The organism is Qipengyuania gaetbuli, assembly GCF_020524765.1.
GTDB lineage: Bacteria > Pseudomonadota > Alphaproteobacteria > Sphingomonadales > Sphingomonadaceae > Qipengyuania > Qipengyuania gaetbuli_A.
Window position 1 is genome coordinate 106903 of the sequence record NZ_JAIVLR010000002.1, and the last position, 26333, is coordinate 133235.

23 protein-coding genes and 2 tRNA genes are annotated in these 26333 nt (G+C 62.8%); 6 read left to right on the top strand and 19 right to left on the bottom strand.

What is annotated here, in order from left to right; translation table 11 throughout:
* Window positions 1–190 precede the first annotated feature (190 nt).
* Window positions 191–643: a response regulator gene (locus LC083_RS09095; RefSeq protein ID WP_226700128.1), complete on the bottom strand. Its 453-nt coding sequence runs from the start codon at window positions 641–643 to the stop codon at window positions 191–193.
* A 105-nt stretch (window positions 644–748) separates the two neighbouring features.
* Window positions 749–1906, bottom strand: a complete 1158-nt coding sequence (locus LC083_RS09100; RefSeq protein ID WP_226700129.1) for an N-acetyltransferase — start codon at window positions 1904–1906, stop codon at window positions 749–751.
* 149 nt (window positions 1907–2055) lie between these two features.
* On the opposite strand from LC083_RS09100, the gene LC083_RS09105 reads away from it, so the two are divergent.
* A complete protein-coding gene (locus LC083_RS09105) occupies window positions 2056–3144 on the top strand; it encodes a fatty acid desaturase family protein (protein ID WP_226700130.1) in 1089 nt (362 codons plus the stop codon).
* A gap of 96 nt (window positions 3145–3240) precedes the next feature.
* On the opposite strand, the gene LC083_RS09110 is transcribed toward LC083_RS09105, so the two are convergent.
* The 7 genes from LC083_RS09110 to LC083_RS09140 all read right to left on the bottom strand — a co-directional run bounded on the left by LC083_RS09110 (window position 3241) and on the right by LC083_RS09140 (window position 9863).
* Entirely contained in the window at window positions 3241–3495 is a 255-nt protein-coding gene (locus LC083_RS09110) for a hypothetical protein (RefSeq protein WP_226700131.1), read from the bottom strand.
* Window positions 3496–3556: 61 nt separating this feature from the next.
* A complete protein-coding gene (locus LC083_RS09115) occupies window positions 3557–4075 on the bottom strand; it encodes a GNAT family N-acetyltransferase (protein ID WP_226700132.1) in 519 nt (172 codons plus the stop codon).
* Window positions 4072–5169 (bottom strand): LPS export ABC transporter permease LptG, encoded by a 1098-nt coding sequence (gene lptG, locus LC083_RS09120; RefSeq protein WP_160609001.1) that lies wholly within the window; start codon window positions 5167–5169, stop codon window positions 4072–4074. Before lptG ends, LC083_RS09115 begins: the two co-directional genes overlap by 4 nt.
* Window positions 5170–5173: 4 nt before the next feature.
* Complete coding sequence (locus LC083_RS09125) at window positions 5174–6403, bottom strand: LptF/LptG family permease (protein ID WP_226700133.1); 1230 nt, start codon at window positions 6401–6403, stop codon at window positions 5174–5176.
* Between the two features lie 83 nt (window positions 6404–6486).
* Window positions 6487–6849 (bottom strand): ATP-dependent Clp protease adapter ClpS, encoded by a 363-nt coding sequence (gene clpS / locus LC083_RS09130; RefSeq protein ID WP_226700134.1) that lies wholly within the window; start codon window positions 6847–6849, stop codon window positions 6487–6489.
* A gap of 212 nt (window positions 6850–7061) precedes the next feature.
* Window positions 7062–7877, bottom strand: a complete 816-nt coding sequence (locus LC083_RS09135) for a phasin family protein (RefSeq protein WP_226700135.1) — start codon at window positions 7875–7877, stop codon at window positions 7062–7064.
* A 108-nt stretch (window positions 7878–7985) separates the two neighbouring features.
* Window positions 7986–9863 (bottom strand): PHA/PHB synthase family protein, encoded by a 1878-nt coding sequence (locus LC083_RS09140; RefSeq protein WP_226700136.1) that lies wholly within the window; start codon window positions 9861–9863, stop codon window positions 7986–7988.
* A gap of 151 nt (window positions 9864–10014) precedes the next feature.
* On the opposite strand from LC083_RS09140, the gene LC083_RS09145 reads away from it, so the two are divergent.
* From LC083_RS09145 to LC083_RS09155, 3 genes are all read left to right on the top strand, one after another.
* Complete coding sequence (locus LC083_RS09145; protein ID WP_226700137.1) at window positions 10015–11199, top strand: LL-diaminopimelate aminotransferase; 1185 nt, start codon at window positions 10015–10017, stop codon at window positions 11197–11199.
* Between the two features lie 92 nt (window positions 11200–11291).
* Window positions 11292–12059 (top strand): winged helix-turn-helix domain-containing protein, encoded by a 768-nt coding sequence (locus LC083_RS09150; protein ID WP_226700138.1) that lies wholly within the window; start codon window positions 11292–11294, stop codon window positions 12057–12059.
* Complete coding sequence (locus LC083_RS09155; protein WP_226700139.1) at window positions 12034–12831, top strand: crotonase/enoyl-CoA hydratase family protein; 798 nt, start codon at window positions 12034–12036, stop codon at window positions 12829–12831. Before LC083_RS09150 ends, LC083_RS09155 begins: the two co-directional genes overlap by 26 nt.
* Window positions 12832–12867: 36 nt before the next feature.
* On the opposite strand, the gene LC083_RS14075 is transcribed toward LC083_RS09155, so the two are convergent.
* Both LC083_RS14075 and LC083_RS09165 read right to left on the bottom strand, forming a co-directional pair.
* Window positions 12868–13695, bottom strand: a complete 828-nt coding sequence (locus LC083_RS14075) for a transglutaminase-like cysteine peptidase (RefSeq protein ID WP_226700140.1) — start codon at window positions 13693–13695, stop codon at window positions 12868–12870.
* An 83-nt stretch (window positions 13696–13778) separates the two neighbouring features.
* Window positions 13779–14558 carry an acyl-CoA thioesterase gene (locus tag LC083_RS09165; RefSeq protein WP_226700141.1) on the bottom strand — a complete coding sequence of 260 codons (780 nt, stop codon included), beginning with the start codon at window positions 14556–14558 and terminating at the stop codon, window positions 13779–13781.
* Between the two features lie 129 nt (window positions 14559–14687).
* On the opposite strand from LC083_RS09165, the gene LC083_RS09170 reads away from it, so the two are divergent.
* Both LC083_RS09170 and LC083_RS09175 read left to right on the top strand, forming a co-directional pair.
* A tRNA-Cys gene (locus tag LC083_RS09170) sits at window positions 14688–14761 on the top strand.
* A 20-nt stretch (window positions 14762–14781) separates the two neighbouring features.
* A tRNA-Thr gene (locus LC083_RS09175) sits at window positions 14782–14857 on the top strand.
* A 303-nt stretch (window positions 14858–15160) separates the two neighbouring features.
* Here the strand turns inward: LC083_RS09175 and LC083_RS09180 are convergent.
* The 8 genes from LC083_RS09180 to LC083_RS09215 form a co-directional block, all read right to left on the bottom strand.
* Window positions 15161–16351, bottom strand: coding sequence for an SGNH/GDSL hydrolase family protein (locus tag LC083_RS09180; protein WP_226700142.1), 1191 nt, complete (start codon window positions 16349–16351; stop codon window positions 15161–15163).
* A 685-nt stretch (window positions 16352–17036) separates the two neighbouring features.
* Window positions 17037–19922: a M16 family metallopeptidase gene (locus LC083_RS09185; protein WP_226700143.1), complete on the bottom strand. Its 2886-nt coding sequence runs from the start codon at window positions 19920–19922 to the stop codon at window positions 17037–17039.
* Window positions 19923–20183: 261 nt separating this feature from the next.
* Entirely contained in the window at window positions 20184–21314 is a 1131-nt protein-coding gene (locus LC083_RS09190; RefSeq protein WP_226700144.1) for an acyl-CoA dehydrogenase family protein, read from the bottom strand.
* 28 nt (window positions 21315–21342) lie between these two features.
* A complete protein-coding gene (locus tag LC083_RS09195; protein ID WP_226700145.1) occupies window positions 21343–22542 on the bottom strand; it encodes an acyl-CoA dehydrogenase family protein in 1200 nt (399 codons plus the stop codon).
* 168 nt (window positions 22543–22710) lie between these two features.
* Window positions 22711–24051, bottom strand: coding sequence for a mechanosensitive ion channel family protein (locus LC083_RS09200; RefSeq protein ID WP_226700146.1), 1341 nt, complete (start codon window positions 24049–24051; stop codon window positions 22711–22713).
* 25 nt (window positions 24052–24076) lie between these two features.
* The gene (locus LC083_RS09205) at window positions 24077–25420 is read right to left on the bottom strand and encodes a serine hydrolase domain-containing protein (protein ID WP_226700147.1); all 1344 of its coding nucleotides are present in this window, start codon (window positions 25418–25420) and stop codon (window positions 24077–24079) included.
* 23 nt (window positions 25421–25443) lie between these two features.
* A complete protein-coding gene (locus tag LC083_RS09210) occupies window positions 25444–25893 on the bottom strand; it encodes a hypothetical protein (RefSeq protein ID WP_226700148.1) in 450 nt (149 codons plus the stop codon).
* A 3-nt stretch (window positions 25894–25896) separates the two neighbouring features.
* Entirely contained in the window at window positions 25897–26280 is a 384-nt protein-coding gene (locus LC083_RS09215) for a hypothetical protein (RefSeq protein ID WP_226700149.1), read from the bottom strand.
* Between the last annotated feature and the right edge of the window lie 53 nt (window positions 26281–26333).

Genomic DNA, 26333 nt, shown 5'->3' on the forward strand with positions numbered 1-26333 from the left:
TTTTTCGTCGCAGGGAACTACCTTCCCGTCCGGACATTTCCCCTATGTCACCGCCGAGACCCCCCTCCCGTCCAAGCGGCTGGTGATACGATCCCGAAAGGCCTTCGCTCCCCGTGAGCGGAGGCCTTTTTTCTTGCCCGTAAGAGCGAGCGGGACTTGCGCAGAGGGAATGCCGGGCGGGGTCGGCGGGTCAGCCGGGACGCAAGGCGCCGCGCAGGCGCGAGATAACGCCGCGCCTTTCGGGCTGCGAGAGCAGGTCGACCAGCACCGCCGGTTCGTAGGGTTTCTCGAGCACGCTCCCCATCTCGGCGATGTTGGCCGGAATGTCCTCCGGCTGGCCGGTCGAAAAGATGATGCGCGGGCTGTCGGGGCCCAGCGTCTTGACCAGTTCCGCGATCGCCCAGCCGTCGTCCCGGTCGGCGAGGTGCACGTCGAGCACGATCGCATCGGGCTGCTTGCGCCTGAGCGCGGCGAGGGCGCTGTCGGTGGTGGAGCAGGTATCGACTTCCGCCACGCCGGCGGCACGCAGGGCGTCCTCGATCAGCATGCCGAGCACGGCCTCGTCCTCCACCAGCAACACGTGGGCGGGCAGGGACTTCCTCGATGGCTTGGTGCGGGCGATTGCAGTCGATCCTGTAGGCAAGGCGCAATGATCGCGCCTTTCGGAATCAACGGAAGCGCGGGGGCGTGAGTTCCCGCTGTCCGACCATTCTTCGCCCGCGTTGCCCGATTGCAACGCGGGACAGGTTCAGAGGGCCTTTTCGTAGATCACGTATTCGCGATTGATCTTGCTCTCGATCGCATCGGCGATGGCGATCATGCCCTTGTTGTCGTCGAGGATCCAGCCGATCTCGCCGCGGGTCGAGCCGTACAGGCTGTTGGCGTTCTCGCGGATCTTGCTGATCAGCATGAAGGCCAGCTGGCTGGCGAGGCGCGAGCTCTGGAATTCCTTGAGCACGCCCATCAGCGGTACGCGCATGCCCAGGCCCTTCGGATTGCCGAGCGCGCGTAGCAGGTGGAACCAGCCGAAGGGGAAGAGCTTGCCGCCCGTCCGCATCAGCACTTCGTTGATGTCGGGCAGCACGACCATGAAGGCGACGGGGCGCCCGTCGAGTTCGGCCAGCATGTTGAGTTCGGGTTTGATGACCGGCTTCAGCTTCTTGGCCGCATAGGCGATCTCGTCCTCGGTGAAGGGGACGAAGCCCCAATTGTCCGACCAGGCATCATTGAGGATTTCGAGGACCTGCCGGATTTCCTCCTGCCAGCGCGACTTGTCGACCGGGCGGATGCGGATGCGTTCGTTACGCTCGCCCGACTGGACGATGCGCTGGATCAGCGGCGGGAAGGGCTTCGAGATGTCGAGATCGTAGGTCAGCAGGCTCTTGGCACGGCCATAGCCCGCACCCTCGATCCACGGCTGGTAGTGCGCCGGGTCGTGGCCCATCATGATCATCGGTGAATGGTCGTGGCCCTTGACCAGGAGGCCGGGTTCTTCCCAGATCGACAGCGAGATCGGGCCGATAACGCGCGTCATGCCCTTGTCGCGCAGCCATGCCTCCGCCCGTGCCAGCAGCGCGTTGGCGACCGCCTCGTCCTCGGCATCGAAATAGCCGAACATGCCCGTGCCCGGGCCCATGCCCTGTTCCACGGGAAGTTCCAGCGCCAGATGGTCGATATGCGCCGCGATGCGACCCACCGGCTTGCCGGCGCGGTAGGCGATGAACAGCTGCACGCTGGCATGGCCGAAGAAGGGGTTCTTGCCCGGGTCGATCAGTTCCAGCTGTTCCGAGCGGATCTGCGGCACGGAATGCGGCACACTGGCCGCGAATTCCCGCCCAAGGTCGACGAAGGCTGCCCGCCCCGCCTTGCCATTCGCTTCCTCGATCACGATATTCTGGTCTGCCACGCATCAGGTCCCTTGTTCAGCGGGGGTTAGCCCTGCGTATGGCATATGATCTTTGTCAAGGAATCGCGCGCGCCCGATCACTATGATCGAGAGGTGAGACTGTCATTTTTCGCGCCATTCGACTAAGGGCACCCCCAGGAAAACCGATCATGAACGCCGAACAGACCATTTCTGCCGATAGTGCCGCGCCCTTGCACGATGGCCGCGGCTGGCATTCGCAAATCGCCGACGACAAGGCGATGCTGCGCGCAGCGCGCGACCTGACCAAGGATATCGCCGATCACCGCGCCGCCATCTACTGGACCGACATGGTCGGCTCGGCACTGGCGGGCTATGCCGCGCTGGCAGGGGCGATCCTGGTGGACAATACCGCGCTGGCCGTCGCGCTGGCCGTAGTTTCCGTTCTCGCGCTCTACCGCGCGCTGCTGTTCATCCACGAAATTTCCCATTTCCGGAACGGTGCGCTGCCCGGCTTCCGTGCGGCGTGGAACCTCTTCGTCGGCATTCCCATGCTGACGCCGTCCTTCATGTACGAACAGGTGCACACGCTGCACCACAAGCGCACGCAGTACGGCACGATCGAGGATCCGGAGTACCTGCCGCTCGCCCTCATGAAGCCGTGGAGCCTGCCGCTCTTCGTGATCATCGCCATCCTTGCGCCGGTCGCCCTGCTGATCCGCTTTGCGGTCCTGGTACCGCTTGGTGCGATCATCCCTGCGATCCGCCGCCTGACCTGGCAGAGGGCCAGTGCGCTCGCCATCAATCCCGACTTCCGCCGCCGCGCGCCCGAAGGCGATCTTGCACCTCGCGTCCTGCTGCAGGAGGCAGGCGGGTTCCTCTGGTCCTGGCTGCTGATCGGCAGCGTTTTCGCATTCGGCTGGAAGCCGCTGCTGATTGCGCTGGGCGTGGCCTCGGCCGTCGCGCTGTTGAACCAATTGCGGACGCTTGTGGCGCACTTGTGGGAGAACGAAGGCGAGGCGATGACCGTCACGGCCCAATTCCTCGACAGCGTCAACGTGCCGCCGCCCGGCTTCATTGCAGAGATCTGGGCGCCGGTGGGCTTGCGCTATCACGCGCTGCACCACCTGATGCCCTCGATGCCCTACCATTCACTGCCCGAGGCGCATCGCCGCCTTGCGCGCGAACTGGGCGAAAGCTCGACCTATCACGGTGCCAACCATTCCGGCATGGGCGTGCTCGTGGCCCGCATCGCCCGCAGCACGATGGGCCGCCGCTAGGCGCAATCCTTCACGAGACAAAACAAAAGGGCCGCCCCACTCGGTGGATGGGGGCGGCCCTTCGCTATCACGGGTCTGCGACCCTTAGTGAAACGCTTAGTTGGCGTCGATTTCGGCCTTCACACCGTCTTCGCTGACAGTGGCGTCGACATCGGCGCCGTCGATGGTCAGGCTCGAGCCTTCTTCACCTTCGACCGGCTCTGCCACGACGGTCTCGGTCGCGGTCGGCTGGATGACCGTGGTGTCGGTGCCTTCCGCAGCGGCAGTGTCTTCGGCTTCCGGCGCATTGGCTTCGGCGCACGCGCCGAGGGCGAGGGCGGCGGCGAGGGCGGGGATTGCGAACTTCTTCATGTCACATCTCCTTTGTGGCGACATTCGGGCATCAATGCGCCGGAAATGTGGCGGTTCCCGCCTATCCGAGAAACCGTATCATCGCGCAGCGACGCTCGCGCGGGAGGCCGTGGGCGACTTCCTGCTCGATATCCGCCTTGAGCCTGGGGTGTGCATCGAGGTCGCTGACCGTCTCGAACCCGTGGCGGGCGTAGAAGGGGGCATTCCACGGCACGTCCACGAAGGTGGTGAGCGTCAGCGAGGCAAAACCGCTGTTATGTGCGTCGATACCAAGCGCCCGTAGCAGGACCGAGCCGACGCCCTTGCGCTGCATGTCCGGATGGACCGAGAATTCGCGGATATGCAGTTCGCGGCGGAACGGTTCGGTGGAGATGAAGCCGACCAGGCGGCCTTCGGTCTCAGCGACCAGCGAGTGCCCCTTGCGGATCAGCGAAGCCTGTCTCTCCGCAGGAATGGCATGCATTCCCGCGACGCCCGACAATCCCTCGATGTCCAGGAAAAGCCTGCCGGCCGCCAGTTCGATCTCGGGAAGATGTGCCGCATCCTCGACCCGCGCGAGCCTGATCGAGAAATCGCTCATTCCTCGGTGCGGATCAGCACGGTCTCGCCGATCAGCAGAAACAGGAAGAACGGTGCCCAGGCGGCAAGGAAAGGCGGGTAGCCGCCAAAGCTGCCCATCGCCAATGCGGCATTGTCGACCACGAAATAGGCAAAGCCCAGCGCCATGCCGATGATCGCGCGCAGGAACAGCTGGCCCGATCGCGCAAGGCCGAACGCGGCCACCGCGCCCAGCAGCGGCATCAGGAAGGACGACAGCGGGCCGGAAAGCTTGTGCCACCACTTGGCGCGCAATTCGCCGGTGCGGCGTCCCGCCTCTTCGTAGGCGTCGATCGAGGCGCCCAGTTCCCAGAAGGGGACCGCGTCGGGGTCGATCCGCGCGAGGTCGATCTGGTCAGGCGTGAGGCCTTCGCCGACGAGCAATTCGTCTTCCTTGCGCGAGGTCGCGGTCGCCACTTCGAAGCGTTCCACATCCTCCAGCTTCCAGCCGGGGGCGGCATAGGTCGCGCGGTCGGCGACGACCTGTTCCATGATCGCGCCTTCGGGGCTGCGGCGGTACCAGGTGACCTTGCGCATGGCGATGGCATTGCCGGAACCAGCCAGCTGCGCTGCGGTGAGGACATTCTCGCCGTCGGTCAGATAGACGTTGGCGCGGACGTTCGATTCCTCGGGGATCGGGCCGTATTCCGCCGCCTCCCATGCCTTGAGCGTGGCCGTTGCGCGGGTCACGACGCGCTCGTTGAAGACGAAACTGGCTCCGCCCACGATCGCAGCGGTCAGCAGCAGCGGGGCCAGCACTTGGTGGGCCGACAGGCCCGCCGCCTTCATCGCGATGACCTCGCTGTTCTGGTTGAGCGTGACGAGGCTGATCAGCGTCGCGAGCAGAACCGAATAAGGCAGGAAGCGCTGGATCAACTGCGGTATTCTGAGCCCGGCATAGGTGAGAAGTTCGCCTTGCCCGTTCCCCTCCACCGCCAGGATCTTCCCGCTGTTCGACAACAGGTCGAGCATCATGAGAACAAGCACGAGCATGATCAGCACCGCAAGAATGCGGACCACGAAGAGCTTGGCCAGATAGGTCGTCAGCGTACGCGAGGGAAAGAATGCGAGTTGCATGGTCTCAGCCCTCCGCCGTCATGGGATCGTCGATCAGCGGCCTCCGCCGCCTGCGGAACAGCTTGCCGATGCGCTTGGATATCTTGGCGAACCAGTTCTCCAGCGCGCCGATGGCCTGCCCGCCCGGGACATGCGCCACGCGCCAGTACATCCACAATATCAGCGCGGCGAAGACGACGAATGGCCCCCACAGCGCCAGTATCGGATCGGCAAGTCCCAGAGCGGCGACGTCCTCCCCGTACTGGTTTATCTTGTGATAGGCGACGACCATGATGATCGACAGGAAGACGCCCAGCGCGCTCGTCGATCGCTTGGGCGGAATGCCCAGCGACACCGCCAGCAAGGGCATCAACGCCATCATGACCACTTCGACAAGGCGGAAATTGAAGCTTGCCTGGCTGGCATCGCGCTTGGTCTCCGTCTGGTTGTCGGCCCAGCCGATACGGAGCAGCTCGGGCAGGATATATTCGCGCTCGTCCTCGCCGCGGTCGCGGAATTCCTCGATTGCGGGGAGGTCGATGGGCAGGTCGTGGCGGGTGAAGGTGAGCACGCGGGGCGTCTGGCTGCCGGTGTCCTGCACGATCGTGCCGTTGGTCAGGCGCAGGATGATCGTGTCCGGATCGTCGGTGGTTGCCAGGAAAGCGCCTTCCTGCGCGGAGATCGAGAGAACCTGCCCCTTGGTGTTGGCAACGCGGGCGAAGATGCCCATCAGCTTGCGCCCGTCGTCCTCGCTCTGCTCGATCCGCAGGGCCATGCGATCGGCAAGGGTGGTAAACTCGCCCACCTTGATCGATGCGCCCAGCGCGCCCGAACGCAGTTCGTATTCGAGCCGTTCGTAAGTGAAGCGGCTCACCGGCTGGACGAAGAACACCAGCGCCACGTTCACCGCCATCAGGAAGGCGGTGATGAGAAAGGGGATGCGCAGCAGGCGGCCGTAGCTGAGGCCGACGGCGCGGAAGACGTCGAGCTCGCTCGTCGTCGCCAGCTTGCGGAATGCCAGAAGGATGCCGAGCAGCAGGCCCAGCGGGATCGCGAGGCTGGCGTATTCGGGCACCAGCGTCGCCAGCATCTTGAACACCACGCCGATCGGGCCGCCTTCCACCGCGACGAAGTCGAGCAGGCGAAGCATCTTGTCGAGCGTGAGCAGCGAGGCGGCAAGCGCGAACACGCCCAGCATCGGCACGACTACCAGCCGGAAAATGTAGCGGTCGATGGCGGGGATGAAATTGAACACGCGCGGTCCGTCTGCTTGGCGGGTCGGGCGGCTCTAGCGGGAAAAATCGCGCTCGTCATGCCCCCGTGCGCGGGAAGGGCGGATCACGCCTTCTCGAGCGTGCACTGGAGCGGGTGCTGGTTCTCGCGGGCGAAATCCATCACCTGGTTCACCTTGGTTTCGGCGACCTCGTACGGGAAGATGCCGCATACGCCCACGCCCTTCTGGTGGACGTGCAGCATCACGCGGGTCGCCTCTTCCATGTCCATGCGGAAGAAACGTTTCAGCACGATCACGACGAATTCCATCGGCGTGTAGTCGTCGTTGAGCAGCAGCACCTTGTACTGGCTGGGTTTCTTCGGCTTGGCGCGGGTCTTGGTCGCGATGCCGACCTGTCCGTCACCCTCGCGCGGGTCATCGCCGTCCTGTGCGGCGAAAATCGGTAAGGTGAGGATCGGTTTGGTCATGGTCGAGCGGCAATATCGTATCGATTGGCGTATTCGCAAGGCGCGAGCATGCCTGTGCGTTCCCGCGGGTTAAGAAAACGTCGAAATGCGGCCTTCGGGCATCGCAAAAAAGGAAACGGGCCGGACGACAGTGATGTCGTCCGACCCGTCCTGTCCAACCACCGGGCGAGGGAGAGAGGAGAGAGTGCCCGGCGGGTTGAAGTCCGTATGCCTTAGGCGGCCTTGCGAACCTTTTCGGCTGCGAGGCTGAAGCGGCTCGACAGCGGAGCGAAAGCTTCGTTGGCCAGCTTGACCATGGCTTCCGTGTTCTTCGAGGTGGTCGAAACCATGGCGTCGAAGTTGCGGCGAGCGATTTCACCCTGGAGCTGGAACAGCTCGGTCGGCGACTTCACGGCGGCGAACTTCTTGACGTCGGCCTGGACGGTCTCGGCAGCCGACTTGGCTTCCTCGACATAGGTGCGGCCCATGTCCTGCATGCCCGAAGCAAGAATCTTGCCCGAAGCAACGAGAGCTTCGAGGTTGCCCTTCTGGAATTCGACGACGTCCTGGGTCATTTCTGCACCCTTGTCGTAGGCAGCCTTGGCGCGGGTCTGCACGTCGGCAGCCAATTCCTTCGCCTTGGCGGTATAGTCGGTGGTCTTTGCGGTCTTGGCAGTAGCCATGATGGTATCCTTCAACTTGGAAATCGGGGTGGTCTTGGTGGTCGCGGGCTTCTTGGCAGCGGCCGTCTTCTTCGGTGCAGCCTTCTTGGCGGCAACCTTCTTCACAGCGGCCTTCTTTGCCGGAGCCTTCTTGGCAGCGACCTTCTTGGCCTTGGCCGGAACGGCCTTCTTCTTGGCAACCGGAGCCTTTTTCGCCGGAGCGGCAACCGCCTTGGCGACCGCTTCGGTCTTCACCGGAGCAGGCTTGTCGGCCTCGACCGCCTTTTCGACGGCCTTGGTGTTCACTGCTTCCGCAGTCTTCTTCTCCGCAGCTTCGGCAAACGCCTTCTCGGCAGCGGCATCGATCTTGCTCTGGCTGTCAGCCATGGGAAACCTCGCTTTGTTGCACTGCACAAAATAGGCATTGCAAGTGCGAAGTCAAGGATATTTTTGTGCACTGCACAATAATGCGGTTAGCGCCGCATTTACAAATGCTTAGCGCGTGGCGACGTAGCGTCCCGGGGCGTCCTCGATCACCTTGTCGCCCTTGCCGCCGGGCTTTCGCTTGCCGGTTGCGGGCACGGTTTCGCTGTCCTGTTCGCGCAGCCAGTCGATCCAGTCGGGCCACCAGCTGCCCGGATGCTCCACCGCGCCTTCGCGGAATTCGGCCAGACTGCGGGGCGATCCGTCATTGGTCCAGTACTGGTACTTCCCCGCTTCGGGCGGATTGACCACGCCTGCAATATGCCCCGATCCTGCAAGGACGAACTTTATCGGCCCCTTGAAGTGTTCGGTGATGCGCCAGACGCTTTCGGCAGGGGCGATATGGTCTTCCTTGCCTGCCTGGACATAGGTCGGCGTGGCAACCCGGCCGAGGTCGACGGGCGTGTTGTCGACGGTGAGCGCATCGCCTTCGACAAGGCGGTTGTCGCGGTAGAGGTCGCGCAAATACTGCTGGTGCCACTTGGCCGGAAGATTGGTGACGTCGCCGTTCCAGTGGAGCAGGTCGAAGGCCGGATAGTCTTGGCCCAGCAGGTAGTTGTTGACGACGTAGTTCCAGATCAGGTCCGTGCCGCGCAGCAGGTTGAAGGTCGCTGCCATGTAGCGCCCGTCGAGATAGCCGTCGGGCGACAGCGCCTTGATCGCGCCAAGTTGCTGGTCGTCGATGAAGTTGAGCAGTTCGCCTGCCTTCTCGAAATCGACCTGCGCAGTGAAGAAGGTCGCGCTCTTCACCTTGTCCTGCTGTTCGCGCCGGTGGAGGATGGCGAGGGTCGCGGCCAGCGTGGTGCCGGCGACGCAATATCCGATCGCGTGGACGCTGGGCACATCGAGCCGATCGCGCACATGGTCGATGGCGTCCATCTGGGCGCGGACGTAATCGTCCCAGACCACATCCTTCATGCTGGCATCGGCGGATTTCCAGCTGACCATGAACACGGTCACACCCTGCTCGACGGCCCATTTCACGAAGCTCTTCTTCGCGTTGAGGTCGAGGATGTAGAACCGGTTGATCCACGGCGGGAAGATGATCAGCGGCGTCTTCATGACCTTGTCGGTCACAGGCGCGTACTGGATCAACTGGTAGAGCGGCGTTTCGTGAACCACCTTGCCCGGCGTGGTCGCGATATTCTCGCCGAGCCGGAAAGCGCTCGCATCGGTGTGAGACAACTGGCCGCGGCGCATGTCGGCGAGCAGGTGCTCCATACCCTTAACGAGGTTTTCGCCCCGGGTTTCCAGCGTGCGTTCCATGACCACCGGATTGGTCAGCGGGAAGTTCGCGGGACTGGCCGCCTCGGTGATCGCGCGCGTCGTGAAGCGAAGCTGTTCGCGCTGCTGCGGATTGAGCCCTTCGGCCTTGTCGACCATCTCGGCCACCCGTTCGGCGAGGAACAGGTAGGTCTGGTGGATCAGCGCGAAGGCCGGATGGGCGCGCCATTTCTCGTCGGCGAAACGGCGGTCCTTGCGCGGCAGCTGGACATCGCCGCCCGCGTGTTCGGCAGCCTTCGGGCCGAGACCGTATTGCCCCAACACGTCTTCCCAAAGCTTCATGCCCTCTTCCATGAGGGCCTTCTGCTGGTCGGCCTGGGCCAGCGGCATCTGGCGGTACCAGTCGGTCGCCAGCGCCATCCAGCGCGCCGGGTCGAAATAGGGCACAAGCGCCTGCGGGCTGGCGAGCTGTTCGGCCTGGTATTGCGCCCACATGCCCTGCAGTTTGGCTGCGACTTCGCCCCAGTGGCGCGCATCCTCGGGCGTCATCACGCCTTGCGCGGCCGCCCCTGCATCCATCGTCCCCATCATCGGCGCGAAGAGTGCGCGCGCGAGCTTGGCGGGGGCTTCGTACATGTTGGTGAAGGGGTCGGGCGTCTCGGTCATGATCGGTCTTTCCGGGCGTTGTAGCGCCTCTTTAGCCACTTACACGATAATTCGCACAAGAGTGTTAGCGAGCCACTTTGCGCTTGCACGGTGAATAGGTAATCAATGTGACCGCGCAGCCGAATTCCCGTGCCCGCGCTTTGGAGCCGAAATGTCCGACGAATTCTACCGCATCAAACGCATGCCTCCCTATGTCATCGCCGAAGTGAACGCGATGCGGCATGCCGCGCGGCAGGCGGGGCGCGACATCATCGACCTTGGCATGGGCAATCCCGACCAGCCTCCGCCGCAGCACGTGATCGACAAATTGTGCGAAGTGGCGAACAAGCCCGATGCGCATGGCTATTCGCAGTCGAAGGGCATTCCGGGGCTGCGCCGCGCGCAGGCGAACTATTACAAGCGCCGCTTCGGTGTAGACCTTGATCCGGCAAGCGAGGTCGTGGTGACGATGGGGTCAAAGGAAGGCCTGTCGTCGATGGCCACCGCGATCAGCGCGCCGGGCGATGTTATCCTCGCTCCGAGCCCCGCCTATCCTATCCATACCTATGGCTTCATGATCGCCGGTGCCACGATCCGCAGCGTGCCCACCACGCCCGACGAACGCTACTGGCGCGCGCTGGACAACGCGATGCTCTACACCGTCCCGCGCCCGACGGTGCTGGTGGTGAACTACCCGAGCAATCCGACCGCCGAGACGGTCGACCTCGCCTTCTACGAGCGGCTGGTCGACTGGGCGAGAGACAACAAGGTCTGGGTACTGTCCGACCTCGCCTATTCCGAACTCTACTACGACGGCAAGCCGACCCGCTCGATCCTCGAGGTGCCGGGGGCGAAGGATGTGGCAGTGGAATTCACCTCCATGTCCAAGACCTTCTCGATGGCCGGCTGGCGGATCGGCTTCTGCGTCGGCAACCAGCAACTGGTCGCCGCGCTGACGCGGGTGAAGAGCTATCTCGACTATGGCGCATTCACGCCGATCCAGGCCGCTGCCTGCGCCGCTCTCAATGGCCCGCAGGATGTGGTCGAGGAAAACCGCTTGCGCTACCAGCACCGCCGCGACGTGATGGTCGAAAGCTTCACCAGGGCGGGCTGGGCCATCCCCAATCCGCCTGCCAGCATGTTCACCTGGGCCAAGCTGCCGCCGGGTTTCGAGGACATGGGAAGCCTCGAATTCTCCAAGCAATTGCTGGAGCACGCCGGTGTCGCAGTGGCGGCGGGTGTCGGCTTCGGCGAAGAGGGCGAAGGCCATGTCCGCATCGCTATGGTCGAGAATGAACAGCGCATCCGGCAGGCCGCGCGCAACATCAAGAAGTTCCTCGCTGATCGGGGGAAGTGATCGGTAGCCAGTACCTAGGTATTCTTGCGAATACTGACGCTTAGCCAAATTGAATATTGGGTAGCGCGACGGGAGAGCCTAGGAGAAGGCTTGTGTCGCAACCTCAATTTTTCTGGCTGTCCGTGGCTGCCAGCCCGCCCGGACGTTGGGATCTTCGCCTGCTAGACTGGCGGATGACCCCGGCCTTCCGTTCGTCCGATATTTCGCCTGCCACGCCGGTCATGCTCGACTGGCGGATCGGCGGAAGGTGCCCCGACTGGGCTGACATGGCGGAAAGGCGGCACGCCATCGTGGTCGGTGTCGAAGAGGCTCAGGCGCGGGCCGATCTCATCCGCAGCGGGTTTGCCGATGCGCTCCCGAGCCAGGTCGCATTGGTCGAACTTGCGGCCCGCATGGTGAAGCTCGAAGGCTTGCGCAAGATGATCCCCCGCCACCGGACTGTGGGCCCGCTGCGCCTCGACCTGTTCTACCGCGACGCCCAGGCCGACGGGCGCTGGATCGGCCTGCATCCGCGTGAATTCGCGCTGATGTGGCGGCTCGCCGAATGCCCAGGCGAACAGGTCAGCAAGGAAGCGCTGTTGACCGATGTCTGGCGGCTGCGGCACGAGCCGGAGACGAATTCGCTTGAGGTGCATGTCTCGCGCCTGCGGGCCAAGCTGGCGGTGTCCGGCCTCGCCTGGCTTGTCCAGACGCACCCCGACGGCGGCTATTGCCTGAGCACGGAAGGGGGCGCGAGCTTCAAGGCCTTTGCACGCGACAGGCGTGCGGCGCTGGACAGCGGGGCGATGATAACGCAGGAACGCAGGCTCTCGAGAGAAAGCACTGTGGAGTCCCATGTCCAGCAACCGCGTTACGATTGAGCTTGCCGACAACGGCGTTGCCCAGGTCCGGCTGAACCGTCCCGACAAGATGAACGCGCTAGACCCGGCGATGTTCGATGCCATCATCGACGCCGGTGAACAGCTGCGCACCATGAAGGGTCTGCGCGCCGTGGTTCTGGCGGGCGAGGGGCGCAGCTTCTGTGCCGGGCTCGACGTTTCCAGCTTTACTGCTTCGCCCGATGGCGAGCGCAAGCCGCTGACCGAACGCACGCACGGAAACGCGAACAAGTTCCAGGAAGTCGCCATGACCTGGCGCAAGTGCCCGGTGCCCGTGATCGCTGCGGTCCACGGCGTCTGTTTCGGCGGCGGCCTGCAGATCGCCAGCGGGGCCGACATCCGCGTGGTGCATCCGGCCAGCCGCATGGCGATCATGGAGATGAAATGGGGCCTGGTGCCCGACATGGGTGGCTATGCCCTGTGGCGCGGGCTGGTCCGTGACGATGTCCTGCGCGAATTGGTCTTCACCAATCGCGAATTCTCGGGCGAGGATGCCAAGGAATATGGCCTCGCGACCTTCGTGAGCGAGGACCCGCTTGGCAAGGCGAACGACATCGCTACCGAGATTGCCAACCGCAATCCCGAAGCCATTCGCGGTGCCAAGCGCCTGTCGGAAGCGATGGTCGAACAGTCGGGCGATGAAATCCTGATGGCGGAAAGCGTCGAGCAGGCAGCCGTCATGCGCAGGCCGAACCAGGTCGAGGCGGTCATGGCAGGGATGCAGAAAAGGGCGCCGAACTTCACGGATGCCTGATCGCAGGGCCGGCTCTCAATCGCCCGAGCGCGGGGATCAGCCGGCCGGCTTGCCGTAGGTCCAAACGAAAGCCCCGGAATAACTCATGATGGGCGTGTAGTCCTCGATCCGCTCGGCGGGGAGGACCTTGTCCGTCCGGTTGTCGAGGACGTGGAAGCGGCCATGCAGTCTCACGGCAAGCACAGCGTGTTCGTCCTGTGCGCGATCGCGCAACAGCACCAGGAACATATCGTCCGAAGGAATGCCGAGCTCTTGCAGCAGGGCCATCTTGGCGAGGGCAAAATCCTCGCAATCGCCATAGCCGCGGGCAAGGGTGGCGGCGGCGGCGGACCATTCGTCACCGCGCTTGTCGTCGACATAACGAACGCGCCAATTTACCCAGCGATTGACAGTTCCCAGCGGGTTGTCCGCGCCAATCCGGTCGCCTTGCGCCAGCAATTCATTCCAAGGCCCTGCCTGTTCGCCGATCGCAATCATGCGCGCGGCTTCCCATTTGCCCATGGGCGCTGCGGCGCTGCCGACCGGCAGGGCTACCATCCGGAAGAGGCTGGGTGCGGCCGGCCGGATCGGCATCGGCGGCTCAGGTGGTTCGCAAGGCTGCGCTGCAGCGGCGGTGTCCAGTGGGGGGAGGGTAAACGCAAAGCCGGTAGCAGGCATGACGAATGCCTCGCCTGCCTGACACTCCTCAATGGGATCGGGCGCGGCAATCGGGCTGGGTAGGGGCAGGACCGGGGACTCCGATCCGGCCACAAGCACCGAGGAACAAGCGAGGCACGCGCCTGTCGTTGCAGCCAGCGCCGCGTATCGCTTCGATTTCTTGCGCTTGTCCATGTCGATCCCGTGGGGATGGAAAATGCCAGCCACGGCCATGTACGGCAATCGGACAACCTCTCTGCCCGACTCGCGCCGGGCACTGCATGTCGCATTTCAGGTGGAGTTGGTGCGCGTCAGCCGAAGATCGCGACGCTCTGCATCCCGTCGAGCACTTGCTTGCCGTCGGCATTCCAGAGCCGCAGCCGCTCCGACGAATAACCACCGTCGGCATGCTGGCTGGCATTTTCCGACAGCCACCAGCCATCGTGCGTCGTCGGCTCGGTTTCGAGCAGGTTGAAGGACCAGTTGATCGAGCTGATCGGACCCTGCCGCTTCATCGCCCGCATTGCGCCGGGAGGCAGGACATCGCCCAGCAAGATAAGTTCGCTGACCGCGTCGAGACCCTCGCGGTCGTTGAGCCGTGCCCAGCGCCGCACGACGGGGTCACCCGGACCGCGAGCATCCTGGGCGCGGCGGATCTCGAAATTGTGCTGGATGAAGGCGGGGCCCTTTCCGGCCATGGCCGGCTCGGCATCTTCGGGGGAACCCGGCCAGTCGGCGACAGGCGCTGCGGGATGCTGCGCATTGGCCTCGCGCGAGGTGCCGAACAGCCAGAAAGCAGTCAGCGTGCACTTGCCCTCGCACCAGATCTCGCTGCGCACCTGCGCAACATTGCGACCCTGGCGCACGATTTCGCGGCGCAATTCCGCTTCGGGAGCGGTCGGTGCCACGAAGGCAACCTGGGCGGCCCGGAGCGGAGGCAGGTCGGGGAAGGCCCGTATGGCGGCAGTATAGGCGACCAGCGCCGACGCGCCGCCATAAAGCGTGCGACCCTGCAACCAGTGGTCGAGATTGTCGAAACGGACATGTCCGCCCTCGGCGGGGATCGGGTCGATCAGGCTGGCAATGCTCATCGCACCTCCATTGCTGCTTGCGCAGGCTTCGTCCAGACTGACGTAACGGAAGGGGAAGGCTTGCAAAGCCGATTGCAATGGCCGGACAGAATCGCTAGTGCGCCGCTTCCCGTCCGAGAGGTCGGGCGAGGCCCGATGGCGGAGTGGTTACGCAGAGGACTGCAAATCCTTGCACGCCGGTTCGATTCCGGCTCGGGCCTCCACTTCCCTCAGATGGGAATGTGCCGCTTTAGCTCAGTTGGTAGAGCACATCATTCGTAATGATGGGGTCACGTGTTCGAGTCACGTAAGCGGCACCACATATTTCAGTAGGCAAATCCCGATAATCGAGATGAACAGCAGCTCGGCGGGTCGCGCGCTTGGGCACTGCTTGGGGCGCATTTGTGCAGGAATTTCGCTTTGCCTAGGCAAGACCACCATACTCACATTCATGCGGTGTATGTGAAACGAAGTGACGCAATACCTTGATTTATTCCTGTTGGGAATAGAACTGGGCCCCAATGTTGCGCACCAGTGCAGATGAAGCGTTGGACATCACTGCGGGCAGGAGTTCTCTTTACGATTTCGAGAAGTTCGGGGGCAGACCAATGGGTCACCCCGCACTAGCGCATGAGCAAAATTTGCGAGATTTTTTCGGCAGCCCGCTGCCCGTATATCGCATGTCCTGTCGCCACTGGGTGGGGTCCATTCTTGATGCCGTCGAAAACGGCGTCTCGGTTCTCTGCCGTCACCCAGTCGGATACGTCGACGGTGTATGTATCGTCAACTTGCCGTGCGGCCGTGAAAATCGCGTCTCGGCAGGCGTACAGAGTGGGGGAATAATTCGGGTTATTGTAGTCCGTGAAGGGGCCAAGGACAAAGATGGCCATTTTCGGCGCTGCTGCGCGAAGCTGCTGAAAATAGCCGAGGGCTTCGTTGCCGACCTGCTCGGCTGTGTACGGCCCCCCGGGAGCGACGCTGCAATCATTTATTCCTCCGGCCACGACGACTGCATCAGGCGGTCCGCCATCGACAGCGGTCAAAACGTCGCTGATCCGATCCCTAAAATTGTAGCCCGTGTCGGAGGGATTGCGGTTTAGATACCCCGATCCACCAACGCCGGATACGATCGGATTCGAAATGCCAAGGCGGTAGGACGCTTGCATTGGCCAAGCCCTGTTTGACATCGGAGAAACGGCGCCCTCGGTGATGCTGTCGCCTATGAAGACGACGCTCGCGGGAGTGGCGGGTAGTGCCGGCGCCGCAACTGTTTCACCTTGGGGCAAGCGAAGCCCGATGTAAGGACGAAACCCGAAGTGAAGTGTGATTGTCCGCGCAGAACTGGCTTGAGGCAGGGAGAAGCGTGTATACTTCGCATTGCCAGTTTGCGATTGATCCCCATCGTAGCCCAGCGCGCTTGTGGCGACGCCGTTAATCATCAGATCAATCGGTTGCCTGCTCCCCGAGTCCAGCAGGACGATTTCAAAGGCATTCTGGTTCGCGGGCAGGACAAAGCGAACACCGTTGTTATTTCCCGCCCTGTAGGCTGGTAGCCCGGTCGTTTGGGAAATTGTCGACGGGTCTCGATAGGTCGTCGATTGGCCGAGTTTTGCGATGGTGTATGGAAAAACAGATCCTTGGCCCCATCGTCCACCGAGCCACTCCACGCGAGTATCATTATATTCAATCACTGACGGTGACGGAAATGAGGACTCGTTCGTAACCGTTGTTGCCGCGATTACAGTATCTGGCGCGATCACAAACGCGGAACCATGTGCCAGCGCCAGCTGCAAATTTCTGAACCCTTCGCTCACTGATGGAGGCGGCGACGGGCTGGGTGATGGGCTTGGAGTCGGCACGGAACCTGAAGGCGATCGTGGGTCACCTTCTCCGCAGGCCGTCAAAATCAAGAATAGAGGAGGGAGTAGATAGCTTATTCGCGCGCGGCTCGAATTCATGGACGGTCGTTTAAGGCGCTCAACTATGTAAACAAAGGGGGGGGCGATATGGGTTCCGGCTTTTCCCCAGCTAGGATTATAGCTCAACGCTTATTAGCCGCTTTGTAGGCGCCAGTTTTCATTGGACTAACAGCGGGGTTTGAACTCAAAACGGACTGTTGAAAGTGGGGCATTCGACACGGAACAGCGGCCTAAATGGGGAGGAGAATGGGGCGCGGCTGACGATTCCACCGGGTCAACGTCAATTCACTTGATCAAACTCGGGTTTCCCTCCTGAGGCGCTTTGGGAACTAGCTGGGTCGCTAGGCGAAATGGATGATTTCGCGGAGATAAGGCTTTGTAAAATATGCCGGGTTCGAGCTTTCTCTAAGGATTTCGTAATGATGGGGTCACGTGTTCGAGTCACGTAAGCGGCACCACCATTCTCCAAATTGTCAGCGAACAGTCGGGTGTATCGTCATGTCGGAACCGGAGGCCGTCATTGGGCCGCCGGTCCCGCATGCGGTGCCGCGTTTCTGGACGAAGGCTCCCGTCAATGCTGTCAGGACCCCTCGGGAATTCTGCTGACCGGATTGCCTTCGCTATCGAGCTCGATGAACTTACCGGGCAGGCTGGCGGCGAATTCCTGTACGGCCGACCGCTGGGTTTCCCCGTCGCCGACCACGACCCAGATCATTTCTTCCGGATCGAACCATTCCTGCGCCGTTTTGCGGAAATCTTCCACGGACATGGCGAGCAGCCGCTCCTGACGTTCTTCGACCAAGCGGTTCGAGAGGTCGTATTTGGCCATCTCGGCAATGAGCCCGAGCTTGGCGCCCAGGCTTTCCTGCGATCGTGCCGTGTCCTTGATGATCTGGTTGCGCGTGAGGTCGGCTTCCGCTTCGCCGAAGTTCTGGCCGTAGGCGGAAACCATGTCGCGAATGATTTCGAGCGACGGGCCGGTCGCGTTTGCGCGCACGCTGGTCTGCACGCCCCATGGCTGAGTGACGCGGCCGCCGCTCACGGCAGAATAGGCGCCGTAAGTGTAACCCTTCTCGATGCGCAGCATCTGCGCCAGGTCGCCGCCGATGGAGCCGCCGAGCTTCTGGTTCGCGAACTCGATCCGTTCGTGCTCTGGACTGTCGGACGCGACCGTCAGACGTCCGGCGCGGATGACGCTCTGCTTGGAGCCCGGCACGTCGATGAAATAGACGTTGCCTGCCACGCCCGTATCCGCAGCAAGCGCCAGTTCGATTGGTGCTGCGTCCCGCGCGAGCGAGCGTGCCAGCGGCGCGAACGCCGCGGTCGCTGCAGCTTCGCTCACATCGCCTGCGACGTGTATGCGGACGCCGTTCGAGCCGAGTGCGGCGTGGCGATCGCGCAGAGCCTGGAGGTCGATCCCCTCGACCGTCTCGATGGTTCCGATCGCGCGGCGCCCTTCCGGATGGTCGCCGTATGCCAGGGCGTCGAAAGCAAGTGCGGCGATCGCGGCCGGATTGGCCTGCGCGTTACGGATGGCAGACAACTGCTTGTCGCGCGCTCGCGACAAGGCATCAGGGGTAAAGCGCGGTGTCGCGATGATTTCCGACAACACCTCGACCACCTCGGGCAGGTTGCGGGCGAGCGTCGTGCCGCTGATGGAAACTCCGTCGGAGTTCGCACCTACCGAATAGCCTGCACCGAGGCGCCCCAGGGCCTGCTCGATTTCCGCAGCACTGCGCGTGGCGGAGCCTTCTTGCATCAGCGAGGTGAGCAGGGCGGTCGTCCCGAGGCCTGCGTCCGTGTCGAGCCGGGTCCCTCCTTCGAACGTGATGATGAAGGACGCCACGGGGGTTTCGTCGAAGGTCGTGCCGATAAGCGAGACGTTCTCCGCAAGATCGGCTTTCCAGATCGGAACTGTCTTCGACAGTGGCAATTCGCCGAAAGCCGGCTCGGACCTGTCGTACTTGGTGGGCGTCTTTACGAACTCTGCCGCTTCACCCTGGCTCACTTCCTCGTCGGCGCTGCCTTCGCCAACCTCTTCGATCCAGACCTTGGCGACTTCGCTCTTGTCGACGGCGAGCGCGGCTTCGCCCTTGGGCACGAAGCTGGTGATGACGCGCGGCTGTCGGGCGACGTGCGTCGCAAATGCACGCTCGACATCGGATGTGTCGAGGGACCGGACATCGGCCAGGGTCTTCAGGATATATGCCGGATCTCCGGCAAATTCGTTGCCGATAGCCAGCGCCTCGGCCTTGCCGCGCACGGTCGAGAGCTGGTTGTAGAGGCCGGTCTCGGATTCGGCCTGGATTCGAAGCAGCTCGCCTTCGGGAATCCCTTGGGCTGCGACTTCGGCAAGCCCGGCGTCGACCGCTGCCAGGACGGCATCGAGGTCAGTGCCGGCATTGGCGCGAACCAGGATGGCCAGTTCCCCGGCCAGTTCCTCGGCCCGGTGGAACGAGAATACGTTGGCAGCCAGTCCGCCTTCGACAACCTCGCGGTAAAGCGGGGACGCTTTCGAGCCGAGATAGTTGGCGAGGACGTTCAATGCCATTTCGTCGCCGTCGAATTGCGCCGGGGTGGGGTAGACGAGACGCAGTTCGGGAAGCTTGGCGAAATTGTCCTCGAACATCAGGCGTGCATCGGCATCGAGCTCTACCGGACGGGGAGTGGCATCGGGAACCTCTGGCCCGCGGGCAATCTCGCCGAACCAGCGTTCGACCTTGGCCTTGGTCTCGGCAATGTCGATGTCGCCCACGATCGCGAGCGTCGTATTGTTCGGGCCGTAGTAAGCATCGTAGAACTCGCGCACGTCGGCCAGCGTTGCTGCCTGCAGGTCCGGCAAGGAGCCAATGACTGTCCAGTTGTAGGGGTGGTCTGCCGGATAGAGCGCGCCGGCGACCACTTCCCCGACATAGCCGTAAGGCGCGTTGTCGACCCGCTGGCGCTTCTCGTTCTTTACGACCTGCTTTTCGCGCTCGAGCGCGTCCTCCGTGACAGTATTGATCATGAAGCCGAGGCGGTCGGAATCGATCCACAGCAGCTTGTCGAACGCGTCGATCGGGACGGTCTCGTAGTACACGGTGCGGTCGCGGGTGGTGTAGCCGTTGCGATCGCCGCCCCAGGCAGGGATATCGCGGCGATTTGCGCCCTGCGGCACGTTTTCGGAATCGTTGAACGCCATGTGTTCGAAGAAATGCGCAAAGCCCGTGCGACCAGGCTTTTCGCGAGCGGAGCCTACATGGGCCACGGTCATCAGCGAGACGATCGGATCGGAATCGTCCACCGCGAGGATGACCTCCAGCCCGTTGCCCAGAACGAACTTCTCATAGTCCAGTCGCACTTCGGCGGCGGCATTTGCAGGAGCCGCTTGTTGCGATGTGTCGGGCGCTCCTGCGCTCTCCTGTGCATTGGCCTGGCTGGCCGCCAGAGCGATGGCGGAAACGGCGAGAACGAGTCTGTTGCGCATGAAAATCCCTTCTGTTGTCAGAAGGCTAACCGAATGAATCGCGCTTTGCGAGGCGCTGGATTGGTTTTTCCAATCCCCGGCCTGAAAGAAATTCGCGCGGCGCGAAGAACAGGCCGAGCAAAGCATCACATGAGCGGCAAAGGCTTGCCTCGCTTTATTCGTCGCACAGCCCAAAGGGGGCTCACCGGGCATTGGTCCGATGGCCCCATTGGCTGGTTTAGACGCTTTCCGGAACCGAAGGCCTGAAAGCCTTCAGCGGATTCAGGCCAGCGAGACGTGCCGCTTAAGGTGATGGTCGACGTTGCCGAATTCCGATTCGAAGATCGTCAGGCGCTTGAAGTAATGGCCGATCGCATATTCGTCGGTCACACCGTTGCCGCCGTGGATCTGGATCGATTCCTGTCCGACGAGACGGGCTGCCTGGCCGACGCCGACCTTGGCGGCGGACACCGCGCGCTTGCGCTCCCTTTCGCCTGCTTCCAGCTTCAGCGTCGCGAGATAGGTCAGCGAAACCGACTGCTCGTAAGCGGTGTACATGTCGACCATGCGGTGCTGGAGAACCTGGAACTTGCCGATCGGAACGCCGAACTGCTTGCGCTGGCGGGAATATTCGACGGTCATGGCGTGGGCGACCTTCATGGCGCCGCAAGCCTCGGCGCATTGCGCGGCGATCGCCTCGTCGGTGACTAGCTCGATCAGGGGAAGGGCAGCGCCTTCTTCGCCGATCAGGGCATCACCGGGCACCGAGACGTTTTCGAAGTAGACTTCCGATGCGCGGCGGCCGTCGACTGTCTCGTAGTCCCTCGTCACGATGCCGTCGGCCGATTTATCGACGATGAAAACGCTCACGCCTTCGCGGTCGCGGCGGTCACCGCCGGTGCGGGCAGTCACGACGAGGTGGCTCGCCCAAGGTGCGCCGATGACGACGGCCTTGTGACCGTTGAGGACATAGCCGTCCCCGTCCTTTTTCGCGGTGGTTTCAAGGTCGGCATAATCATATCGCCCGCGCGGTTCGGCATAGGCGAAGGCGAAAACGCGGCTGCCGTCGATGATGGCCGACAGGTGCTCCTCGCGCTGCGCCTCGCTTCCGGCATGCTTCAGGAAGCCGCCGGCGCAAACCACTGTGGGAACGAAGGGCTCGACCACGAGGCCCTTGCCGAACTCTTCCATCACGATCATCGCATCGACCGCGCCGCCGCCGAAACCGCCGACGTCCTCGCTGAAGGGCATGCCGAGGATGCCGAGTTCGGCAAGCTGGGCCCAGACTTCAGGCCGCCAGCCCGCATCGCTCGCAATGGCCGCGCGGCGGCTTTCCCAGTCGTATTGTTCGCGGACCATGCGCGAAAGTCCGTCGCGCACCATGTCCTGTTCTTCGGTGAAGTTGAAATCCACGGGTCTCTCTCCGCTGGTGCCCCGCGCCTTACAGGCCGAGGATCATTTTCGTGATGATGTTGCGCTGGATCTCGTTCGATCCGCCATAAATGGAGGTCTTGCGCATGTTGAAATAGGTCGCGGCAGAGTGGTGCGCATACTCCGGCCCGATCGGATATTCGTTCGATCCGGTGTCGTTGGCGATGCTGCCGTAATAGGGCGTGCCGTAGCTGCCGACCGCCTCGAGCGTGAGTTCGGTCAAACGCTGCTGGATTTCGGTACCCTTGATCTTGAGGATCGAGCTTTCGGGCCCCGGTCCCTTGCCAGCCTGTTCCCCGGCCAGCGTGCGCAGTTCGGTGATCTCGAGCGCGGCGAGATCGATTTCCAGCTGGCTGACCTTGCGCGCGAAATCGAAGTCCTCGATCAGCGGCTGGCCGTCGAGCGTTTCCTTCGCCGCGATTTCGCGCAGTTTTTCGACGCCGCGCTTCGAACGGGCGACACCGGCAATCCCGCTGCGTTCGTGGGCGAGCAGGAACTTGGCGTAGGTCCAGCCCTTGTTCTCCTGGCCGACGAGGTTCTCGACAGGCACGCGCACGTCGGTCAGCCAGGTCTCGTTGACCTCGTAGCCCCCGTCGAGAAGCTTGATCGGCTTCACTTCGACGCCGGGCGTCTTCATGTCGACGAGGATGAAGCTGATGCCTTCCTGCGGCTTGTCGGCATCGGGGTCGGTCCGGCACAGGAAGAAGCCCCAGTCCGCATATTGGGCCAGCGTGGTCCAGGTCTTCTGGCCGTTGATGACGTAGTGGTCACCGTCGCGGACCGCGGTGGTCTTCAGCGAGGCGAGGTCCGAACCGGCGCCCGGTTCGGAATAGCCCTGGCACCACCACACATCGCCGCTGCGGATGCCGGGCAGGTGCTTCGCCTTCTGCTCTTCATTGCCGAAGGTGTAGATGACCGGGCCGACCATCGCCACGCCGAACGGGAGCGGCATGAACGCGTTCACGCGGGCATTTTCTTCCGACCAGATATAGCGCTGGGTCGGCGTCCAGCCGGTGCCGCCATATTCCACCGGCCATGCAGGTACGGACCAGCCTTTTTCGCCCAGGATCTTGTGCCAGGCGACCATGTCTTCGGGCGACATGTCCTCGCGCATTCCGAAATCGGCAAGATGGGCGGGATAGTTCTGCGAGATGAAGGCGCGCACTTCGTCGCGGAAGGCTTTTTCCTCGGGGGTGAATTCGAGATTCATTGGCTCAGGCTCCGATATCCGTTCTGTCCGGCCAGCCCTGGTAGGGCCAGCTCCTGCCGGCTTTCGAATCTCACGTAATGGAAGGTTCGAGCGAATCGCAACCGTTACGCAACGGAAGGTGCCAGATTCCTTCCCGGTTTCGGTTGTCGGGAACCGGATTCGTGCGGATCAGGCGCCTGCGGGGGAGGGCAGCGATTTAACGTGAACGTCCTGCTGCGGATAGGGCATCGTGAGGCCGCGCTGCTCGAATGCTTCCTTCACGCTGCGCGTCAGGTCGCAATGCACGTCCCAGTAATCCTCTGCCGCCACCCACGGCCTGCAGACGAAAGTCACCGCGCTCGCGCCCAGTTCGGTCGGGCGGATTTCCGGCGCAGGATCGGCAAGGACCTTGGGATGGGCAGCGACCTGCTGCTGCAGGACGTCGAGCACGTCCTGGATGGGGTCGCCATATGATGCGCCGAATACCAGGTCCACGCGCCGTGTCTCGCTCGCCGTCGCATTCACGATGACGTTGCCCCAGACGTTCTTGTTGGGGACGATGACGATACGGTTGTCCGGTGTGGCCACAGTGGTGCCCACCATGCTCACGTTCCTGACCGTTCCGCCGACTCCTCCGACCTCGATGTAATCGCCTTCGTCGAAAGGCTGGTTGATCATGATCATCAGGCCGCTTGCGAGATTGCCGAGCGTATCCTGGAAGGCGAAGGCGAGGATGAAGGAAGCACCCCCGATCAGCGCGAAGACAGGCGTGATGTCGACATCGATTGAAGCGAGGACGATCACGATGCCGGCCAGTATGAACAGCCAGAAGAAGGCCCCGACGATGAAGGCCTGCAGGAGTTTCGACAGACTGGTGAAGCGTCCGATCCAGAGCCGGACGAAACCTTTCGCCACCCGTGCCGCCAGCACGATCGCTCCGAGGGCCAAAAGGGCGACCAACACTCTTTTCAGCAAGGCTATACCGCCATCCGGCCTGCCGAGCCACTCGACCATCGAACCGAACAGGGCCTTGGCGCTCGCCTGCGAGGTTTCTTCGAACAGGATGCCGTTCCGGTAAGCCCTCAGGCGGGCGACCTGGTCTGGATCACCGCCCTTCCTTTCGAGGGAATCGACCACCAACGTGAACTTCTCGAGCAGCTTTGCGCGCTGTTCGACGAGAGTGATGATCCTGGCGATCTTCCCCTCGTCGGCGGGGTCGGCCCCGCCAATGCGGTCAGCCTGGGCGCGTGCGATCTCCTCGGTCTTGGTGCGGACGAGAACCAGCCAGGCCTCGCTGGCCTGCTGCAGTTCATCCGCAGTCAGCGGTACGAGCAGGTGCGCCAGTTCCGGATTGGATATCTCTGACCGGGTGACCATGGAGACGAGGTCCTCCTCGCCTGCATCCGCCGCGGTTTCTTCGACAGCCGGTGTTGCAGTTTCCTCCGCGGCGTCCTGGGCGTTCGCCACATGGGCGAACGCAAGCGTCCAGAACGCTGCGAAGCACAGCGCGATTATCTTTGAAACAGCCAATCCGGCCTCCTCGTCTCGGGCGGCCTCAATCCTTTGCCATCAGGTATTCGGCCACCGCCTGGTAGGCGGGCAGCGAGGTAGGATCGATCCTGCCGTTCGCTGCTGTCGGGAACGAAGCGAAGCGCACCAGCACCATCTCTGCCGTCGGGTCGACATAGATGGTCTGGCCATGCACACCGCGAGCGGCATAGGCGCCGTGATCGTTGTGGAAGACCCACCACTGGCTGGTGTAGCTGCCGTTCGGAATGGTCGGGAAGCCAGCGAATTTCGACGGATCGCCGCCTTGCCGGATTCGCTGCGCTACCTCTGCAGGGAAGAGCCTGCGGCCGTTGATGACCCCCTCGTCGAGCATGAGTTGGCCAAGCCGGCCGAGATCCCTCAGGCTCGCGGTGAGACCGCCACCGGCGAAGGGCACACCCTTGCCGTCGACCGTCTGGTAGGCGGCCTGTTCCGCGCCCATTTTCGACCACAGCCGTTCGGATGCGAGCTGCGTCACTTCCTTTCCGGTCACCCGGGTGATGATCCAGCCGAGCATGTCGGAATTGATCGTCTTGTAGTGGAACTCGTCGCCGTGACGCCCATCGGGCTGCACCTGCTGTAGGTATTCCCAGTAGCCGTTCGGGCCCTTGTAGCCTTCGGGCTTGGGCAGCGGGCTGGCTGCACGGGAATAAACCCAGATATCGGCGTTGGGATCGGCGTAATTCTCCGAATATTTCACCCCGGTAGTCATATCCATGACCTCGCGCACGGTCGCCGTGGCGAAAGCGCTACCCTTGATTTCGGGAATGATGTCGATGACGCGCTTGGTTTCATCGAGCGTGCCCTCGGTCACCAGGATCTGGGCGAGAAGGCCGGTCAGCGACTTGGTCATCGACATGGCGGCGTGCTTGCCGTCCTCGGTCAGGCAGCCCGAGTATTTCTCGTACACGACCCGGCCCTTGTGCATGATCAGCATGCCGTCGGTGTAATTGGCGCCGAGCGAATCCTTCCACGTCATCAGCCCGTCCGAATTCATCGGCGTGAAAGTCAGCGCGTCGATTTCTTCCGCATACTGCGTGAGCTCGTCGGGCGTCAGGTAGGACAGCGGAACCGGCGCGCCGAGTCCGCGGCTGATTTCTTCGGTCGGGAGGAATTCACGCAGGTGGCAAACGCTCCACCGCAGGCGAGGGAAGCTGAAATAGACCGAATCGGGCTGGGTGATGATCTTGTCGGCAGGCGGCGGCGAACCGATCATCCAGCCGAGCACGCGCGGATCGGATTCCTCTGCCGAAAGGGGCGGCTGGCCCTGCTGGGCCGATGCCGATGCCGAAAGGCCTGCGGCGACAGCAAGCGAAAGCCCCATCGCGGGGAGTCTGGAAATGAAACGCATGGAATTACTCCCTGTTCGAGGCCTCAATCGTCATCCGTGACAGCAGCGATCACGCCGATCACGGCCGCTCCGACGAGCACGCCCGTCAGGACATCCGCCCCGTCATTGTCGCTGCGCTTGTAGTACCGGCGAAGATAGTCATCGCGGTTCCAGTACCGTCCGTCGCGCCACCAGCGGCCGTTTCCGCGGTAGAACCGGTCGTAATAATCCTCGCGGATTTCGCGGCTCACTTCGCGCCGTGCCTCGCGGCGTTCGCGGGCGACTTCGCGATTGGCCTTGCGGTATTCGCGCTCGACGCATTCGCGGTCCTTGCAGCGCCTGATGCGTTCGTCCGCTTCCCGCCTCTCGCGATTGACCTCGCGGTTGGCTTCGCGGATTTCCCGGCGCACTTCCCAGCTCTGTGCCTGCACTTCGGACGGGATAGCCGCGAGAACGGTGACCGTGCCGAGCGCCATCAATATTTTGGCGTACATGGCTCAGCCCTCCTGTGCCGCGCCGCGGAATTTCGCCGCGCGCCGTTCGTACTGCTTGAGGACTTCGGCGCAGTTCTCGGTCTCGACGGCAACACTGGTGCCGTAACCGAAGGCGGAGGAGAACAGGAAGGCGCGGTCGACACCGAGCAGCCGGGCGATGGAGGCGTTCATGTCCAGCACGTCCCGCTCGAAAGCGACCTGCTGGCTTTCGGCGACGCACCCGCGCGAGAGACCAGCGATGTAGCCGAAATTCTTGAGGCCGTTATCGACCTGCTCTTCCTGGCTGAGCGTTTCGCCGGCATCGTCCTGCGCTACTGCAGGCGACAGGCCCATGGCGGCCACGGCAAGGGCGCCAGCGCCGAGAGATTTTCCAAGAAGCTTTTTCATCACTGTCTCTCCTCAATTCGAAAGTCGCTGTCCGGGTAAGGCGCGACTTCATT

Excerpts from the sequence above, each read along its gene's own strand:
- LC083_RS09185 (WP_226700143.1), bottom strand. The coding sequence starts at position 19,922 with ATGCGCAACAGACTCGTTCTCGCCGTTTCCGCCATCGCTCTGGCGGCC.
- LC083_RS09145 (WP_226700137.1), top strand. The coding sequence starts at position 10,015 with ATGTCCGACGAATTCTACCGCATCAAACGCATGCCTCCCTATGTCATC.
- LC083_RS09140 (WP_226700136.1), bottom strand. The coding sequence starts at position 9,863 with ATGACCGAGACGCCCGACCCCTTCACCAACATGTACGAAGCCCCCGCC.
- LC083_RS09135 (WP_226700135.1), bottom strand. The coding sequence starts at position 7,877 with ATGGCTGACAGCCAGAGCAAGATCGATGCCGCTGCCGAGAAGGCGTTT.
- LC083_RS09205 (WP_226700147.1), bottom strand. The coding sequence starts at position 25,420 with ATGCGTTTCATTTCCAGACTCCCCGCGATGGGGCTTTCGCTTGCTGTC.
- LC083_RS09195 (WP_226700145.1), bottom strand. The coding sequence starts at position 22,542 with ATGAATCTCGAATTCACCCCCGAGGAAAAAGCCTTCCGCGACGAAGTG.
- LC083_RS09215 (WP_226700149.1), bottom strand. The coding sequence starts at position 26,280 with ATGAAAAAGCTTCTTGGAAAATCTCTCGGCGCTGGCGCCCTTGCCGTG.
- LC083_RS09165 (WP_226700141.1), bottom strand. The coding sequence starts at position 14,558 with ATGAGCATTGCCAGCCTGATCGACCCGATCCCCGCCGAGGGCGGACAT.
- LC083_RS09155 (WP_226700139.1), top strand. The coding sequence starts at position 12,034 with ATGTCCAGCAACCGCGTTACGATTGAGCTTGCCGACAACGGCGTTGCC.
- LC083_RS09105 (WP_226700130.1), top strand. The coding sequence starts at position 2,056 with ATGAACGCCGAACAGACCATTTCTGCCGATAGTGCCGCGCCCTTGCAC.
- LC083_RS09210 (WP_226700148.1), bottom strand. The coding sequence starts at position 25,893 with ATGTACGCCAAAATATTGATGGCGCTCGGCACGGTCACCGTTCTCGCG.
- lptG (WP_160609001.1), bottom strand. The coding sequence starts at position 5,169 with ATGCAACTCGCATTCTTTCCCTCGCGTACGCTGACGACCTATCTGGCC.
- clpS (WP_226700134.1), bottom strand. The coding sequence starts at position 6,849 with ATGACCAAACCGATCCTCACCTTACCGATTTTCGCCGCACAGGACGGC.
- LC083_RS09115 (WP_226700132.1), bottom strand. The coding sequence starts at position 4,075 with ATGAGCGATTTCTCGATCAGGCTCGCGCGGGTCGAGGATGCGGCACAT.
- LC083_RS09110 (WP_226700131.1), bottom strand. The coding sequence starts at position 3,495 with ATGAAGAAGTTCGCAATCCCCGCCCTCGCCGCCGCCCTCGCCCTCGGC.